Origin of the sequence: Paraburkholderia sp. 22099 (genome assembly GCF_052045835.1) — a bacterium.
GTDB classification, from domain to species: domain Bacteria; phylum Pseudomonadota; class Gammaproteobacteria; order Burkholderiales; family Burkholderiaceae; genus Paraburkholderia; species Paraburkholderia terricola.
Window position 1 is genome coordinate 93,703 of the sequence record NZ_JBQEPU010000015.1, and the last position, 15,486, is coordinate 109,188.

The following is a 15,486-nucleotide window of genomic DNA, read 5'->3' on the forward strand; positions in this document are numbered from 1 at the left end:
GGACGCGGCGAATGACGCGAAATGCGGGCAGCTTCGCCCGAACCGCGCGCGCCAGGCGCTAGAGCGTTAGCCTGTCAACCCATTCAGGCGTCAAGGCAGCCGCAGCGCGGTCCGCAACACACGGGCCGCGTCGCGATGCGCGAGCGCCGCTTCGGGGATCATCCCGCCCATCGAAAAGAAGCCGTGAATCATGCCGGGGTAATACACGACCTCCGCCCGGTTGCCATGCAGCTCGAGCTTTTCCGCGTAGCGCGCGTGCTCGTCCTGCAGCGGGTCGTACTGCGCCGACACGATCCACGCCGGCGCGAGACCGCGCCAGTCCGCCGGCGCCTCGCGATCGCCGTCGAGCGGTGCGAAGCGCCAGTCGCGGCGATCATCGGCGCTCGCGAGATAGTGGCTCTGAATCCAGCGGATCACATCGAGCGACAGAAAATAGCCGTCGCCGTAAAGGCGATGCGCCGCGGTGTCCATGCCGCCCGAGACCGCCGGGTAGATCAGCAGTTGCAGCGCGAGCGGGATGCCGGCATCGCGCGCGCTGAATGCGCAAACGGTGGCGAGCGTGGCGCCGGAACTCTCGCCGCCGACGGCGAGCCGCGTGGCGTCGATCGCGAGCGATGCAGCCTGCCGATGCAGCCAGCGCAGTGCGTCGATCGCGTCGTTGACCGCATAGGGAAAGCGGTACTCGGGCGCCAGCCGATAGCCGACCGACACCACCGCGCAACCGGTGTCGGCGGCGAGCGTGCGGCACAACGCATCCGAGGCCGCGACGCTGCCGACCACATAGCCGCCCGAATGGAAGAACAGCAGCGCCGGCTGCGGATCGGCCCAGCACGCGGGCGCGGGATAGTAGACGCGCGCGTCGAGCGACGCGTGGTCACGCGTGTCGATCGTCAGGTCCTCGATCGCCGCGAGCGGACGCGGCGCCACGTCGCCGAGCGGCGTGTAGTAGTCGAACCGTTGGCGCGCATCGCGCAGCTCGATGGCGTCGATGTTTTGCGCGCCGGCGCTCATGCGCCGCGCGAGGAACTGCTGCACGCTGGGGGCAAGCGACATGGCGATGTGAATAGCGTTGGCCGGATTTCAGCGTAGCGGGCGGCAAACGCGCGGGATCGCCGCCCGCGAAATCGCATGCGATTTCGCGAACCGGCAAGCATCGGCATCAGATGCGGACGATGCGCGGGTTCATGGCGGCGTCCGGGTGAGGCTCATGCGCGTGGTAGCGGATCGTCGCCGTGATCGTCATCGTGATTGGCGCGCGGCGGGCTGGCGGGAGCGGCTTCGATCGCGAGCCTTTCCACAGGTGGAGCGGGCCGTGGCGGCTGGTCGAGACGTTCCGCATACTCCACGAGTGGTGGCGGTATCCGCGCCGGCGGGACCGGCGGGGAACCTCGCATTGGCATCGATTGGGAAGTCCCCCAGGACTGCTGGGAAGGCGGTTGCGGCATGCCATACGGTGACTGCGCGGGCGGCTGCGGTTGTGGCCGCAGCCACGGAGCGGAGGCACCCCAGGACGCTTGGGCCGGCGGCTGCGGAGGGGCATACGGCGGCTGCGGCTGTGGCTGCCGCCACGAAGCGGGCGTACCCGAGGGCGGTTGGGCTGGTGGCTGCGGAGGAGCATACGGCGGCTGCGGCTGTGGCTGCTGCCACGAAGCGGGCGTGCCCGAGGGCTGTTGGGCTGGCGGTTGCGGAGGGGCATTCGGCGGCTGCGCGGGCGGCTGTGGCTGCCGCCACGAAGCGGGCGTGCCCGAGGGCGGTTGGGCTGGCGGTTGCGGAGGGGCATACGGCGGCTGCGCGGGCGGCTGTGGCTGCCGCCACGAAGCGGATGTGCCCGAGGACGGCTGGGCTGGTGGTTGCTGTGCGCCATACGGCGGCTGCGCCTGCGGCCACGAAGCGGGCGCACCCGCGGGCGCTTGCGCCGGCGGCTGCTGCTGTGGCTGTGGCTGTGGCTGTGGCTGTGGCTGTGGCTGTGGCTGTGGCTGTGGCTGTGGCTGTGGCTGTGGCTGTGGCTGTGGCTGTGGCTGTGGCTGTGGCTGTGGCGCACCATACGGCGGTTGCGCCTGCTGCGGCTGTTGCCATCCACCGGATTGCCATCCCTGCTGTTGCTGCGCGCCATTAGGGGGCGGTGGCCACTGGCCGTACCCCCCGTATCGCGGACCATAGGCGTTGGCATCACTGCGTTGCGCCATCGACTTGTGCTGCTTCCAGTAACCCCATGCGCCGAGGCCCATGATGCCGATCATCGCCAACGAGCCCATGCCACCGCTCGCTAGTCCGAATGACAGCAATGAAACGCCAACAAATCCGGCGACCGCGGCGAGAGGCCGATAGCTCCGTCGCCCGGATTGCGGTTGAACCATGGCCGAGTATTGCTGCGCGTAAGGGCCCGACTGCCAGGGACCCGACGCGTTACCGCCGTACTGCGCGCCTGGATAGCCGGAGTTCTGACCATCTGCCGCGCCGGCGTTCCACGGACCCGCACCGGGACCACCGGGAGGCGGCGCGCCACCCACACCGTATTGCGGCGCACCGGCGCTGCCCGGAGGCGGAGCACCCGCTGCCCCCGCTGCGCCCCCCGGATGCGGCGCACCGCCCATGCCGGGCTGCTGCGCGCCCATACCGCCCGGAGGCGGGACGCCCGCGCCACCGGGAGGATGCGGCGGCCCCCACTGGGCCTGTTGCCCCGCGCCTGTGGCGCGAGCGCGTATCGCGCCCAAAAGACTGTCCAACCGCGCACCCGCCGACGGCCGGGGCTGGGCGCCGCCCGGCTGCGCGCCCGGATTATGCGGACCATAGGGTCCATGTGGACCATGCGGAGCCTGAGGTCCCTGCGGCCCTTGAGGCATCTGAGGCCCTTGCGATCCCTGCGACCAATAAGGCCCGCGTGCTTGCGAACCGTCGCCGACTGGAGTGGACATGATTTCTCCCGCGCCGCCAGAGCGGCTCAATCTGGCGATTGTGGCGAGCGGCGCACGGCGTCGTGTCGACGATGCGAACCCCGCGCCGGTCGAGCGAACCGCGCGGCCCGCGAAAGTGCGCCGGCCAATGAGCGGCGCTTACCGGTTCAGTGCTTCGAGCACGCAGAACGGCAAGCCCTCGGTCACGAAGCGCCCCGGCCAACGACCGACTCCCACGGATCCAACGCTCCGAGCACGCAGAACGGCACCCTCGGTCACGAAGCGCGTCGGTCAAGGACCGCCGCCCACTGATCCAACGCTTCGAGCACGCTGAACGGCACCCCCTCGATGACGAAGCGCGCCGGCCAACGCCCAACTCCTACCGGTCCAGCGCTTCAAGCACACTGAACGCCACACCTTGGGTGACGAAGCGCCCCAGCCAACGCCCAACTCCTACCGGTCCAACGCTTCAAGCACGCTGAACGCCACACCTTGGATGACGAAGCGCCCCGGCGAACGCCCAATTCCTACCGGTCCAGCGCTTCAAGCACACTAAACGGCACCCCCTCCGTGACGATCTCGCGATCGCCGACCGCGCCCATGCGCGTGGTGAGTTGCAGCACCACGTTCGGCCCGAAGCTGCGGGCATTGGCGTTGCGCTCCTTCACCTTCAGTTCGATGGGCATCCATGACGCCGGGTCGTCGAGAATCCTGGCATTGGCCGCGTCGATGCGCTCCTTCAGTTGCGGATCGTCGCCCGACTGTTCGAGCGTCGCCGTGTTGGCGTCGAGCCGCAGCGCGGCGTGCCGGCGCAGCCGGTAGCGCCGCACATAGGTCAGGTTCGCTCGCTGGTTCCGGCGCACGGCCGCCAGATGCGTGTCGATGCGTTGCGCGGCCAGCACTTCCGGCGCGGGCTCGGGCCGCGCATGACGGCCGCGCGATGGCGGTCCTTCCTTGCGGCGTCGCGCGATGATCGGCGCCGCGAACAGCGCGACCAGCTCGGCGCGCGCCTCGTCGACGGCGCGGGTGTACGTGCGGGCGTCGAGATATTCGACGTCGAGGATGCAGCCGCGATGACTGAGCCTGCCGTCCTCGCGCACCAGCAGCCGTTTGGCCGAGCGGTTGCGTTCGCGCAGCGTCATCGTCGCGGCCGGCGCGTCGATCGAGAACAGCCCGACCGAGCGTCGGCCGTCCGCGCCCACTGGATGCGAAAAGCCCGGCGCGATGGCCCCGCGCACCTGCCATTGGCTGCCGAGCCCGACCCGATGTTCGTCGATCCGCACGCGGCCGCTGCGCTCCACGATATCGGCCTTCTGGCGCGAGCGTTCCCAGCCGCCGCCCGCCGACGGACCGGCGCGCGCCGATAGATGCCGCACGCTTTTGCCCGTGTGCGGATCGCGCGCGGCTTCGCCGCCGAGGCTCGCCACCTTGACCGTTGCGTTCACGTCGAGCGTGGCGCCGCGGCGCCGGTTGCTCGCGTGGCCGTCGGTCCAGCTAAGCGATACGTCGGGGTCGTCCCAGTAGCGCTGTGCGAGGCGGTTCCACACGCCGGCCGGTCCGTCGTCGTGCGCGCCGGCCGCTTCGTCGAACAGATGCCCGACCAGCGCCGCGAGTTTCGCGCGCATCGCATCGTCGTCGTAACCGGTCCCGTCCGGCCGCAGCCGGCGCGCCACCCTGAGCGACACGCCGCGCGGCTCCGACAACTCGCGCGCATGCAGGATCACGTTCGTGACGAGGCCCGCGCGCACGGTGGTCAGCGCCGTCTCGACGTCATAGCCGACCAGCAGGCCGGCGCCGACGTGATGCATGCTCGACTTCGACGTGCCCACGAACAGCGACACGCAGTGCGTCGAACGGCTCACCTCGACGACCGCCTCGCGGGTACGCGACGCGCGCAGGTCCACGCGCGGCGACACCGGCACCGCGTGCCCTTTCAGCAGCGTCTCCACCGTCACGTTCAAGCCGCGCGTGCTGAGCCCCTGGCGGCCGCCGTCCGTGAGCCGCAGACGCTGCCCCGACTGCAGATTGCTCACCACGTCGAGCAGCGTCTCGCGAACGTCGTCGACGTTGTCCGCCGGTCTCGACGCGCCGTCGTGCTGGACGAGCGCGCGCAGTTCGTCGACCGTGTTCCAGAACGGCGCGTCGTGCGGCACATGGGCGACCTTGCCCCACACCGCGAGCCGCTCGACGGTGAACGGCCGTTTGGCGATCGTCCGGAATGGTTTGGTCCTGGCGAGTTCCTGCGGCGTCATCTCGAGCCAGTGCGCGGTGGTCGCGCGCACGCGGGCACGGATGCGGCGCGGCACCTTGACGCCGGCGGCAGGCGAGGGCGGCGACGCCGTGGGATCGGGCAACCGCGTCGCTTCATCCGCCATCTGGTGAGCCCGCTCGGCGATCGCGCGCAGCGTCGCGTCGCTGAGACGGCCGGGCGGAAAGCCGCCGCGCTCCAGCCACACATGCAGCGCCGCGAGTTCCGCCAGCGATGCCTCGGGCCGTGCGTGAGCGAGCGCCGCGCGCGGGTCCATCGCCGGATTGCGCTTGAGTTGCGCCAACGCCGCCTGCAGGGTGTCGCGCAGCTTCGCGCGCTCCTGCGCGATCGTCTTGCGCGGCACGCCCTGCGTGCCGAAGCGCAGCGCGGACAGCGGCGAGCCGTGCTTGCCGCGAAACATGCGCGGCAGCAGCGTCTTCCAGCGTTTTTCGCCGACTCGCGCAATGGTCTTGCCCGCGAACCGCCCGAGACGCTGCCTGGCCTGCGAGAGGTCGGTGTGCCGGCCGTCTTCGGTGAACGCTTGCCGCCACGCGAAGAGGGCGCCTTTCTGGTCGGGCGTCAACGCGTCGCGGCCGTGTTCGAGCAGGGTCGCGGCGGCGTCGAACGCGCGCTTCGCGAGCGCCGTGACGCCGGGCTCGTCCGCGGTGAGCGGCGGGTTCGCGACCAGCCCCGCGCGCGCGGCGACGGCGCCTGGCGCGCCATCGGGCCTGGCGTGGGGATCGGCGTGGCGGGCCGGATCGAGCGCCTCGCAGCTCGTCAGCAGCGCTTCGACGCCGAAGCGGTGCAGTTCGTCGTGGTGAGTCGGTGGAGTCTGGGGAGTCGCTGCGCGCAAGGCGTCGAGCACCTCGCGCCCGACACCGGAGCGCGCGAGCAGGCGCGCGGCGCGCCAGGCTTCGCACTCTGCCGGGCCATCCGAACGACGACGGCGCGGCGCCGTGAAGTCGAGCATGCCGATGCGTTGCAAAGCGATAGGCGCGGCGCGGAGATCCGTCACGCCGGCCAGCTTGAGCGCCTGCGCAAGCAACGCGCCGCGGGATGCCGCGAGCGCGTCGGGGTAGCCGCCGTCGGTCGCTTCGGGCGGGCGCGCATGCCGTCCGGATAGGACCGCCGCGGCGGCATGCTCGGCGGGCGACGTTTTCGAGCGGCACAAGTCGTGCAGCCGGGCGGCGAGTGCGTGGGCTTCGCCGGCGGGGTCCGGCGCGCCGTCCGTGAATTGCTGTTGCACGTAGGCGGTGAGATCGTCACGCGAGACGATCGCGTCGAGCGGCGTCGCGCGCCATGACGCGGCGGCTTCCCGCGCGGGCGGGTCGGCTGGTTGCCCGCATGTTTCGCTCGACGCGGACGGCGACACCGTTGCGGGCGCCGTCACGTGCGCGGCGGCCGCGAACGGGCTCGTTTCGCGTCGTGCATGTCGGCTCTTGCCCGCGGGCGGGAAACGGCTGTCGCCGTCCGCATGATGTTCCGGTCCGGACGAGCGTCCGTGAGTGCTGTGCTGAAACAGCGCGGTGCTGAACTCGACGCGGCGGGCGCCGGTCATCCGCGCCGGACGCGGCAACGCGGCGCGCAGCCAGCCGGACCATCCGCGCGGCGTCGGCTTGACCGTCTCGGCCGTGACCGGGGCGGGTGCGTCGGCTGCGGCCTCGCTCAGGTGCGGGACAGGCGAAACATCGATACGGCGATGACGGGACATGACGACGCGGTAGGAGGGAGCCGCGTTGCACTATCGTCTTCGAATGTGTCATGCCGTTTTGCGGGGTGCGGGGCGATCCGAATGTGTGCGCTGAAATGCGAAGCGCTGGGGCGAGCGCTCCGTCGCGGTGAGCGGGGTGAGGGGTTAGCCGGCCGGCAATTGTCACCTCCAGCCGCGCGTTCTCGCGTCAGATCGTTTCGAGACTCGTGTGCTCTTCGAGCCAGCGCATCGCCGGCGTGTCGGACGGCGGATGCAGCGGACGGGTCATCGCATAGAGGTAGCTGTCGGCGGCGATGAGCCCCAGATTCGGGCGGCATTCGTGGTTCGTCAGCTTCGCTTCGAGCGTGAAGCCGAGCCGCTCCATGCTGCTGTGCGCATCGCCGTCGACGGCGCAGTACGCGAAGACGCGCAGGAACGGCGGCTGCGCGATCAGCCACTTGAGCAGCTTGCGCAGCGCATACAGGCCGGCGCGCCGCCGCCGCGCGCCACCGCGCCGGCTGATGACGACGCCGAGTTCGACGCGCGGCGGATGCGGCCGCAGTTCGATGAGGCCAGTGAGACGGCCGCTGGCGCGGTCTTCGAGCACCCAGCGGATGAGCGTGCCGGTACGCCAGCCTTCCTGCGCTTCGTCGATGAACGCGAGGGTTTCGTCGAGTTGCGTGTGGCGCGCGAAACTCAGGTCGCGGGTCGTGGCGACGTCGCTCAGCATGTCGTCGAACAGGGCTTGCGCGTCGCGTGGCTCGGGCGGCCGCATCAGCAACTCGTCCGACTCGATCAGGCCGGGAAAGCGGAATGTCGACATGGGTCGCCTCCATGCATCGGATCGAGCCATTGTCAGCGCCGGCGGGCGTGCTGAGCGGATTGCCGCGAAGCGGCATGTGCTAATGCGAACGTGCGGGCTGGCGTTGCACGAACGCGGTCGAACGCGGTCGAGTGAGTCGAGTGAGGTCGAGTGAGTCGAGTGAGGCGAATGAGGCGAATGAGGCGAATGAGTCGAGTGTGGCGAATGAGGTCGAGTGAGCCGAATGAGGTCGAGTGCGGCCGGTGGCGCCGAGCGGGGCGCGCGACACGTGTCCCACCGATTCGCGTATCCCTCGAACCGTCCCGGCGTGCTTCGCATCACCTGTCGCGACTTCGTGCCGCGCTCGCCGCGTGCCGACGCACAACGCTAACGTGGTGACATCCGCGGCATGGGTTCGTTGCCGCGCCGAAATGATGGAGAGATGGAGAGTCCAATCGTGAGCACCCAAGCCATCGCCGCGCTGCCCGTAGGGAGTGTCGGCCGCGTCGACAGCACGAACGACAATGCGCGCACGGGCGCGGACAGTGCCGTCGTTCCGGTCACGCCGACCGCCGTCGCGCTGCGCTGCGAACTCGTCGCGTTGCGCGGCCTCGGCGCCGCACGCAAACCCGGCGCGTTCAGCACGGCAACGGACGGCGACAGACTGCCGGTGCCGATGTCGAAGAAATCGCTGATCAACCAGGCGGCCGTGAAAGCCGGCGATAACCTGTCGGATGACGCTCTGCGCGGTGTCCTGGTCACGCAGCGCCGCGTGCCATTGCCGGTGCCGTCTTCGGATGTGCAGCCGCAACTCGCGGGGCCGATGCTCGACCCCGGTCTCAACCCGGCCAACGCACTCGACCAGCACCAGCACCTCATGGCGCTGGCTAGCGTGATGCAACGTGCCGGCGAAACGATTCACGGTGCGACGCACTAACGATCCCTAACGCCGTCGACGCGTCCGGGCCTAGCCGGCCGTCGACCGCCGAGGGAATACAAGCACATCCATATATGGCCGCGGCATCTGATGATCGCGGCCATTCGCGTGGCCGCCTGCCCGGCCCGTCGACCGCCGAGGAATACAAGCACACCCACGGATGCCCGCGGCATCTGATGATCGCCGCACATCCGCATTGCCGCCCACACGGCCCAGCGACCGCCGACAAACACAAGCTCATCCACGCATGCCCGCGGCATCCGACAATGCGCGGCCATCCGCATTGCCGCGACATCTCATCACATCACCGTCATTCCCGCGCCCGCACCCGCAACCGCACGCATCATCCCTTCAAGCCCGCAGCCAAACAAATTCGCCGGCGACGATGCCTTCGAACATCTCATCCGTCGACTCGATGATGCTTTGCCGCCAGTACCGCCCATGCTCGGCATAGTGGGCGAGCAGATCGGCCAGCGTATTGCCGTCGACGTCATAGGTCATCGGCACGCGCAGCACCAGCACGATCCCACCCGTATCCGTATCGAGTCCGAGCTGCGCCTGGTCCTGCGCGTAGATCAGCAGATTCGCCTCCAGCATCAGCCGAAACACGACCAGCGTGCGGCCCGCCGTCACGGTGCCGTAGTGGAAGTTGGCGTACATGGCCTCCAGATCGTTCTCGAAGTATTCGAGCCGCACGTCGAAGCCTTCCACTTCGATCGAACGCGTGCGCAGCACATGCTCGGCGTCCGCGAGACCCACGGTCGCGCACAGGTCGCGGATCAGTTGCGCATAGCGTTCGGACGTGTCGTTGGTATCCAAGGGCGGGTGCGGGCAAAGGGAGGGGCGGCCGGCATGACCGGCGCGCGCGATGAAAACGGCCGGCGCGCGCGGTGCTCCGCGGGCCGGCCGGTAAGGCAGGATGAGCACACCCCGACGATGCCGAGGGTGTCGAACGCTGTCGAGCCGAAAGAACGCCCGTCAGTGTCCCGTACCGCTCTGGACCGCCTGGCCCATCCCTTTCACGACGTTCGCCAATGCGCCAGCCAGCGACAGTTGCAACGTCGCCTGGGCCGCGCCCAAGGCTCCGGCGCTCCCTTGTGCCGCCATCCCCTGCATGGCTCCGATTGTGCCTGCGACAGCCATAAGACCTCCTCACTCTCAGGTTGAAAATGCTGCTCTGCCTCGCGGCGCGGATGCCGCCTGACAGGGCTAGCCAGGTGCCGCGCGCGTCACGCCGCGCCGCGTTTGTCCGCGAGCTGCGCGACGATCCTGCTCGCTGCGAGCAGGCCACGGTACAGCTTCGCGAGATTGTTGCGATCCAGTTCGGTCGCGCCGTTCGTTTCGCCGACGTTCTTCGCCGTGGCCTCCAGCGCCTCGCGGATCGCGGCAAGCCGCGGACCGCCGTCGGGGTCCGCGAGCGTCTTCTGCAGATCGTTGAAATCGGTGGCGCACGCTTCGAGCGGCGCATACATGTTGGTCATCTCGGAACCTCACTTCGGTAATGGCAGATACGCCGTGGTCCTGGCCTGCGCCGGCGCGGGCGGCTCGGCGGCGATGTCTTCGACGGGTTGCATCACGCCGCGCGCCGCGCCCGTGGTGATGACGACGGGCGTGCCCGACGCCGCCGCGGCAGCGGCGGGCGTGTCGGTGGCGGCAGCGGCGGGTGTATCAGCGGCGGACATCTCCGTGGCCGGGGCCGACGCCGCCGCTTCAGGACCGGAGGCCGCGGCGGCCGCTTCCGGCGTCGTGTAGATATGCTTCACGCCATCGGGCGTTTCGGCGTAGCGCACATCGTCGGACGACATCACGAGCGAGAAGGCCGTCGGCAACGGCATGCCGTCCTCGGATTGCACGACGCGCACCCGCAGATCCTTGACGTTCTCGCCGAGATCGCGGCGCATGCGCGACAGCGCGCTCTCGACATCGCGCGGATTGGCGACCTTGCCTGAAATCTCGAACGCGCCGCGGCCCACATAGGCGACCTTCACGCCCGGCATGGCGAGCGAATCCTCCATGTTGCGCACGTCGTTCTGCGCGATGTCGTAGCGCCGTACGATGCCGGTCGACGAAATCCGCGTCAACAGCTTGCGCACTTGCGTGTCTTCCTCGGGCGTGGCCACCATTCCGGTGACGCTCACCGTCGAGCCGCGCGCCTGCGCGGTCAGTTCCTTCATATGCGCCGCGCGCAGCGCCACGTTCACACGCTGCGCGAGATCGCCGGCATCGTGCGGCAGGGCCGCGCGGCTCACCACAGTGGTCAGCAGCACGCAGCCGATCACGATCACGCCGCCCAGCATCGCGCAGGCGGAGACGATGCCGGTCATCTTGCGGCGCCGCGAGCGCTCGGCGGCGCGCCGCGTTTCGTCCGGCTTGACGAGCAGCGTCGACAGCAAATCGAGGTCGCTTGGCCAGGCCGCGTCGGTCGAGCCCACGCACAACACCGTGTCGCCGAACTGCATCGGCACGAACTCGATCAGGATGACCGTGCCCGGTTCCTCGTCGAGATCGGCCGGTTCGCCTTGCCGCGCGTTCGCCGCGTCGTCCGCCTCCACCGTGACCGGCGTCAGGCGGCGCGCGGTGACGATGCCGCCTTCGTCGAGGCCCAGCAGCACGTCGTCGCCGCGCCAGTCGGAGATGCGGATGTCGGCATCGTCGTCCGCGCCGATCCGGTGCGTGCCGATACCGAGGCGCAATTCCGCGCCGGCATGCGTGCCAGTCAGGATTCGCAGCAGCTTCGTCATGGAGCGCCTGTAGATCGAGAAGGGGCGGCGCGCGTGGGTGCGCCGATCGACACCTACTCTAGCGGTCCGACATGACGGGCAAGCACGCAATGCGAAGCGGGTACCAGGAATGCGAAACTGCGCGGCGTCACGGTTGGCCTCATGTCGGCGTCGGCGCGATGGGTCGCGCGCACCGGCAGCGACGCGTGCGGCACGATGGCCTCGCGCAATGTGAAGCGCGTAACGGGAATGCGAAACTGCGCGGCGTATCGTCAGCGCGATGGATCGACCGGCCGGCAGCGACGCGTGCGGCACGATGGCCTCGCGCAATGTGAAGCGCGTAACGGGAATGCGAAACTGCGCGGCGTATCGTCAGCGCGATTTGTCCGCCGCACCGGCCGCGACGGCCGCGCCGCGCTGAAGCGTGCGGAGGTTGAGCGCGCGCTCGCGCATCGCGGGCGTCGCCGGCCGGCTGTACATCAGCAGCAGCGGCAGCATCAGCAGGTTCAGACGCCCGACGCGTCCGGGTTCTCCTGGCGTCGCCACGGCAGCGGGCATCGTCTTCGGCGGCTGCGCCCGCGCCGAGCTGGCGTCGATCAGACGCTGACGCCACGCGCCCAGGTCGCCGTCGATGCCGCTAGCCCCCTCGCTCCCGCCCAACTGCCGCTGCACAGTAAGCAGATCGATGAAGCGCTCATGCACACGCGCATCGATCCGCGCTTCGGGATTGGCCGCAAGCTCGTCGCGCAACGCGAGCAGCGCGTCGCACCACAGCTTCGGCAATGTGTGCGACAGATCCGCATCGGGCGGCTGCGACGCGGCAAACGTCTGCAACACGCCGCGCCGGGGCAGCGGTACTTCGGTCTTGCCGCTGCTGCGTATGCCGATCTCGCCGCGCGACGATGCCGCGCCGCCGTGTCCGCTACCGTTGCCGTTACCGCTGCTGTCGCCGCCATCGTGCCCATGCTGTGACTGGCCGCCGCTTCCTCCGCCGCCGTCGCGCGTGATCCGCCCACTGCCTCCCGCGCCCGCGCCGCGCGCCGGTTCGCCCGCAGCCACGAGGGGCCGCGGCACCGCCATGCGCAGCTTGCGCGCGAGCAACGCGCGGCGCGCGCTCGCGCTGCGCGTGCGTGCATAGGCGAAGCGGGTCGTGCCGCGATACAGCGCGGCGAACTGCGCCCCGGCGCGTGTGCCCGCATCGTTGCGGACCTGTTCGCGCGCGAGTTCGGGCTGGTCCGCCGGCGCGGGAGACGGCGTGGAGATCCGCGTCATTGCGGCACCGCCGTGTGCATGATTTCGTTGGCGAAGTGCAGGATGGCGGCCGCCGAGAAGGGCGCCGCGATCACGATCGCGATCGTCACGGCGATCAGTTTCACGCCATGCGACAGCGTCTGATCCTGCATCGACGTGATCGCCTGCAGAAACGACACGGCCAAGCCCACCAGCGCCGCGACGATCACGATCGGCAGCGACACGTACATGCACAGCAGCATGCCCTGGGTCGTGAAGCGAACAAGCGTGTCGATATCCATGCGAGCAGTTTCCGCGAGTCAGTGCGATAAGTGCGATGCCGCGCTAGCGGTAGGTCATCACGAGGCCGTGAATCAACGTCGACCAGCCGTCCATCACGACGAACAGCAGCAGCTTGAACGGAATCGCCACGTTGGTCGGCGTCACCTGGTTGAGGCCCATCGCGAGCAACACGTTGGCGATGATCAGGTCGATCACGATGAACGCGATGTAAAGCAGAAAGCCGATCTTGAAGGCGTCGGTCAGTTCGGTGAGCGTGAAGGCGGGCGCGAGCACGATCAGGTCGTTTTCATGCAGGCTGGCCGCGTTCTCCTTCGGCCACACCACGTTCGCCGAGCGCATGAAAAAGCGCTTCTCGCGCTCGTTCGTGTGCTTCTGCAGGAACACGCGGAACGGCTCGCGCGCGGCGCTGAACACCTGGATCAGCGCCTGGGTCGGCTGCCCGGCCACCGGCTGGCCCTGCATCGACTGCATCGCCTGCATGCCGACGGGCGCCATCACGTACAGCGACACCAGAATCGCGATGCCGTTCAGCACCATGTTCGGCGGCACCTGCTGCACGCCGAGCGCATTGCGCAGCAGGCCGAGCACCACGACGATCTTGGCGTAGGAGGTCACCACCATCGCGACGAAGGGCACGAGGCTGATCGCGATGATGACGATCAGCAGGCCCGTGAAGTCACTGAACTGGACCATCGCCGTGCGCCATGCGCAGAATCCGTATGCCGAGGTGATCGCCGACCGTGACGAGTTCGCCGTAGCCGATCGTCTGGCCGTGCGTGACGAGCTTGAGCTGCGCGTCGGCCACGGGCGTCGGCAGTTCGAGCACATAGCCGGGGCGCAACGCGTAGAGCTGCGAGAGCGGCAGCGCCACGGTATCCACTTCGAACTGGACGGGTAGATCGAGTTCGCCGATTTCGATCGCGTTGGCGTGTTGATCGGGCGCAAGCAGATCGTCCGGACGAACGGGATCCAGCTCATCGGTCATGGTGGGCTCCTTCGTGATGGATAGCGTGAGACCGTCGATGCTGACCGGTGCATGGACCCGCATCAGGCCGGGGGTGCCCCAGGCCACGATGCCGGTGGCGGCTTCCCTCGCGCCCTCGCCGGCGCGGGCGAGCACCGTGCGCAGCGTGCCGGCGAGCGAGCGCAGCAGCACGTCGCCGGGGGCGAGCGCGCGCAGCGTGTCGACCGGCAGCCGCCGCCGGCCGAGTATCAGCCTTCCCGGTATGAGGCTGCCGGCAAGACCCGCGGAACGTTCGGACGAGCTCGCCAACGCGCGTGTCGCGGCGGCGAGCGCCGCGCCGTGCGTCGCATGCAAGGCTTCGAGCGTGCCGAGCAACGCGCGGCCAAGCAGAACGCGGGCCGCGTAAGGCCGGCCGTCGAAAGTGAACGTCAGATCGATCGCGGCGACCTCGGCGGAGGCGGCCTCGCGCGGCGCGCCTCGCACCAGTTGCGCGACATGCACGCCTGTCAGCCCGAGCGACGCGAGCCGCTGCAGCAACGGATCGAGCAGCACGCCGGCGACCGCGGCGCGCAGCGCGCGGGCGGTGTCGCCGGGCACGGCCGGACCCTGGCCGGCCGGAGACGCGGCGATCTCGAGCGCCGGATGCGCGGCGAGGTCGAACAGGACCCGGATCTCGCCGGACGGATGCGCGAGTTCGAGCGTGCCGGGTTGCTCGAAGCGCGCGTGAGGCTGAGAGGGCGAGACATCGACCGTGGCCTGCCATTCGTTGACGCCCGCCGCATGCCCGAGAAGCTGCGCGGTCCGCGCGTTGCACACGAGCCGCGCGGCGCGCGCCGCGAGCGGCGGCACCGCGCGGATCGGCAACGCGGTGATCGGCGCGGCGGCGGTGTTTGCGCCATGAGCGCCAAGAGCGGCATCCGCGGTTTGCGCTCCGGCAACGTCGGCGCCCGGCATTTCGACGATCGAATAATCCATGCAGCGGTCGGCGGAAGTGACGGCCAGCGTCGGCCTGGAAAACGGTGCGCTCACCACACCGTCAGTTCGATATCGCGGGGCGTGCCCCACGCGCGTAGAAGCGAGTCCAGCTCGCGTTCGAGCATGGCACTGTGGTCGAAGAGTAGCTGCCGGGTCTCGATGCCGCCCGTGTCGAACCGAAGCGACAACAGGAAACGCGAAAGAGACAGGTACAGCGTCGTGTCCGGCAGGATGCGGCTATCGAGCGGCATGCGTACCTCCCAGTTGCCGGCGTCCGCAACGGCGGGGTCGCCGCAGAAGCCCGCGACTTCGCGCGCCAGCGAACGCGCGAGTTCGAGAAAATGGCCCTGGGTGCGAAACAGTGCGTCGATGGCCGGAAGCGTGGCGCCCGGCAGCCGGCGCAGCAACGCTTCGTGGGCGAGTGCGCCGGCGTCGGGCGCGCAGGTGTCGTCAGCGCTCGCCTGCGCTTCGGCCTGGGCCTCGTCGTCCTGTCCATCCGCGAGCCAGCCGGCCTGGGCGCGGCGGCTGTCCGCCTCGCTGCCCGAGGCATCGGCCGGCGCGGACCCGGCGCTTTCACCGGCTTCGGCGGGCGGCCGTGGCGCGCGCCCGCGCCGCACCAGCGCCGCGTAATCGAAGCGGCGCGCGCGCGCCGCATCCGCGGCCGGATGCGTATCGGCGGCGGACGGAATGATGCGCAGCGGACGCGGTTCGATGATCGCCATG

At 69.6% G+C, this 15,486-nt stretch carries 13 protein-coding genes; 2 read left to right on the top strand and 11 right to left on the bottom strand.

All coding sequences use genetic code 11. From position 1 onward, the window contains the following. Positions 1-90 precede the first annotated feature (90 nt). Entirely contained in the window at positions 91-1,053 is a 963-nt protein-coding gene (locus ACTJLC_RS16160; protein WP_310120561.1) for an alpha/beta hydrolase, read from the bottom strand. 857 nt (positions 1,054-1,910) lie between these two features. Here ACTJLC_RS16160 and ACTJLC_RS16165 point away from each other — a divergent pair. Further along, positions 1,911-2,270, top strand: coding sequence for a hypothetical protein (locus tag ACTJLC_RS16165; protein WP_440844561.1), 360 nt, complete (start codon positions 1,911-1,913; stop codon positions 2,268-2,270). A gap of 1,151 nt (positions 2,271-3,421) precedes the next feature. Here the strand turns inward: ACTJLC_RS16165 and ACTJLC_RS16170 are convergent. Next, complete coding sequence (locus tag ACTJLC_RS16170; RefSeq protein ID WP_310133114.1) at positions 3,422-6,853, bottom strand: autotransporter; 3,432 nt, start codon at positions 6,851-6,853, stop codon at positions 3,422-3,424. Positions 6,854-7,040: 187 nt separating this feature from the next. Continuing rightward, complete coding sequence (locus ACTJLC_RS16175) at positions 7,041-7,655, bottom strand: GNAT family N-acetyltransferase (RefSeq protein ID WP_310120558.1); 615 nt, start codon at positions 7,653-7,655, stop codon at positions 7,041-7,043. A 436-nt stretch (positions 7,656-8,091) separates the two neighbouring features. On the opposite strand from ACTJLC_RS16175, the gene ACTJLC_RS16180 reads away from it, so the two are divergent. Next, on the top strand, positions 8,092-8,571 hold the full coding sequence (locus ACTJLC_RS16180) for a hypothetical protein (RefSeq protein WP_310120555.1): 480 nt from the start codon (positions 8,092-8,094) through the stop codon (positions 8,569-8,571). Positions 8,572-8,922: 351 nt separating this feature from the next. Here ACTJLC_RS16180 and ACTJLC_RS16185 read toward each other — a convergent pair whose 3' ends face one another. From ACTJLC_RS16185 to sctP, 8 genes are all read right to left on the bottom strand, one after another. Beyond that, entirely contained in the window at positions 8,923-9,390 is a 468-nt protein-coding gene (locus ACTJLC_RS16185) for a CesT family type III secretion system chaperone (protein WP_073428346.1), read from the bottom strand. Positions 9,391-9,800: 410 nt separating this feature from the next. Then, positions 9,801-10,043 carry a type III secretion protein gene (locus ACTJLC_RS16190; protein ID WP_073428482.1) on the bottom strand — a complete coding sequence of 81 codons (243 nt, stop codon included), beginning with the start codon at positions 10,041-10,043 and terminating at the stop codon, positions 9,801-9,803. Positions 10,044-10,061: 18 nt separating this feature from the next. Then, positions 10,062-11,312 carry a secretion protein gene (locus ACTJLC_RS16195; protein ID WP_440844564.1) on the bottom strand — a complete coding sequence of 417 codons (1,251 nt, stop codon included), beginning with the start codon at positions 11,310-11,312 and terminating at the stop codon, positions 10,062-10,064. A 351-nt stretch (positions 11,313-11,663) separates the two neighbouring features. Beyond that, on the bottom strand, positions 11,664-12,563 hold the full coding sequence (locus tag ACTJLC_RS16200; RefSeq protein ID WP_440844566.1) for a hypothetical protein: 900 nt from the start codon (positions 12,561-12,563) through the stop codon (positions 11,664-11,666). Next, positions 12,560-12,823, bottom strand: coding sequence for a type III secretion system export apparatus subunit SctS (sctS, locus tag ACTJLC_RS16205; RefSeq protein WP_073428342.1), 264 nt, complete (start codon positions 12,821-12,823; stop codon positions 12,560-12,562). The genes ACTJLC_RS16200 and sctS overlap by 4 nt, the downstream gene beginning before the upstream one ends. Before the next feature lie 43 nt (positions 12,824-12,866). After that, positions 12,867-13,517, bottom strand: a complete 651-nt coding sequence (gene sctR, locus ACTJLC_RS16210; RefSeq protein ID WP_073428341.1) for a type III secretion system export apparatus subunit SctR — start codon at positions 13,515-13,517, stop codon at positions 12,867-12,869. After that, on the bottom strand, positions 13,501-14,817 hold the full coding sequence (gene sctQ, locus ACTJLC_RS16215; protein ID WP_310133124.1) for a type III secretion system cytoplasmic ring protein SctQ: 1,317 nt from the start codon (positions 14,815-14,817) through the stop codon (positions 13,501-13,503). The genes sctR and sctQ overlap by 17 nt, the downstream gene beginning before the upstream one ends. Beyond that, positions 14,814-15,485: a type III secretion system protein SctP gene (sctP, locus tag ACTJLC_RS16220; RefSeq protein WP_310133127.1), complete on the bottom strand. Its 672-nt coding sequence runs from the start codon at positions 15,483-15,485 to the stop codon at positions 14,814-14,816. The genes sctQ and sctP overlap by 4 nt, the downstream gene beginning before the upstream one ends. Between the last annotated feature and the right edge of the window lies 1 nt (position 15,486).

Excerpts from the sequence above, each read along its gene's own strand:
- ACTJLC_RS16160 (WP_310120561.1), bottom strand. The coding sequence starts at position 1,053 with ATGTCGCTTGCCCCCAGCGTGCAGCAGTTCCTCGCGCGGCGCATGAGC.
- ACTJLC_RS16170 (WP_310133114.1), bottom strand. The coding sequence starts at position 6,853 with ATGTCCCGTCATCGCCGTATCGATGTTTCGCCTGTCCCGCACCTGAGC.
- ACTJLC_RS16175 (WP_310120558.1), bottom strand. The coding sequence starts at position 7,655 with ATGTCGACATTCCGCTTTCCCGGCCTGATCGAGTCGGACGAGTTGCTG.
- ACTJLC_RS16190 (WP_073428482.1), bottom strand. The coding sequence starts at position 10,043 with ATGTATGCGCCGCTCGAAGCGTGCGCCACCGATTTCAACGATCTGCAG.
- ACTJLC_RS16195 (WP_440844564.1), bottom strand. The coding sequence starts at position 11,312 with ATGACGAAGCTGCTGCGAATCCTGACTGGCACGCATGCCGGCGCGGAA.
- ACTJLC_RS16200 (WP_440844566.1), bottom strand. The coding sequence starts at position 12,563 with ATGACGCGGATCTCCACGCCGTCTCCCGCGCCGGCGGACCAGCCCGAA.
- sctS (WP_073428342.1), bottom strand. The coding sequence starts at position 12,823 with ATGGATATCGACACGCTTGTTCGCTTCACGACCCAGGGCATGCTGCTG.
- sctR (WP_073428341.1), bottom strand. The coding sequence starts at position 13,517 with ATGGTCCAGTTCAGTGACTTCACGGGCCTGCTGATCGTCATCATCGCG.
- sctP (WP_310133127.1), bottom strand. The coding sequence starts at position 15,485 with ATGGCGATCATCGAACCGCGTCCGCTGCGCATCATTCCGTCCGCCGCC.